The organism is Microbacterium sp. B24 (genome assembly GCF_000333415.1).
In the GTDB taxonomy this organism is placed as follows: Bacteria; Actinomycetota; Actinomycetes; order Actinomycetales; family Microbacteriaceae; genus Microbacterium.
Genome location: NZ_BADB01000464.1, coordinates 1 through 863 on the forward strand (window position 1 = coordinate 1; position 863 = coordinate 863).

1 protein-coding gene is annotated in these 863 nt (G+C 66.4%); it reads right to left on the minus strand.

The genetic code is table 11. From position 1 onward, the window contains the following. Positions 1-789, minus strand: a 789-nt coding sequence (gene pstC / locus I5I_RS13720; protein ID WP_051039637.1) for a phosphate ABC transporter permease subunit PstC, incomplete at its 3' end; no start/stop codon positions are given. Between the last annotated feature and the right edge of the window lie 74 nt (positions 790-863).

Genomic DNA, 863 nt, shown 5'->3' on the forward strand with positions numbered 1-863 from the left:
CGAGAAGATGAGGCTCGGCGAGACGATCAGGGCGATCGCCATCGTCTCGCCCAATGCACGGCCGAGGCCGAGCAGCGTCGCCGAAACCATGCCGCTGCGGGCGTAGGGGAGCACCGCCAGGCGCACCATCTCCCAGCGCGTCGCACCGAGAGCGAGGGCTGCTTCCTCGTGCAGACGCGGCGTCTGCAGGAAGATCTCGCGAGTGATCGATGTCACGATCGGCAGGATCATCACGGCCAGGACCACGCCACCGGCGAGCATCGTCGAGCCGGTGCTCGACACCGGTCCTTGGAACAGCGGGATCCAGCCGAAGTACTGGTTGAGGAAGTCGGCGAGCGGCAGCAGCAGCGGGCGCATCACGATGATGCCCCAGAGGCCGAAGACGATGGAGGGTACGGCGGCCAGCAGATCGATGATGTAGCCGAGGAAGCCGGCGATGCGTCGCGGCGCGTAGTGCGAGATGAACAGGGCGATGCCGATCGCGACAGGCGTGCCGAGGACCATGGCGATCAGCGCCGCCCAGATGCTTCCCCACAGCAGCGGTGCGACATAGTCCCAGAAGCTCGACCAGTTGGAGTTCTGGTATCCGGCAAGGTCGCCCTGCGACCAGTTGGCCGTGATGGCCGGAAGCCCCTTGAGGATGAGGAAGATCGCGACGCCCGCGAGGATGATCATGATCGACACGGCGGCCGTGGTCGACAGACCCAGGAACACCGAGTCGCCGGCGCGCCGCTTACCGACGATGTTGGATGCCGGCTTGTGCACGGGTGCGGTCTTGACGTCAGCCACGACGAGCCCCCGGGTCGGGCAGGGTCATGTGTTCTCCCTCGGGTCGGGATCGCAGAGTCCGGGGTGTGTGTCCG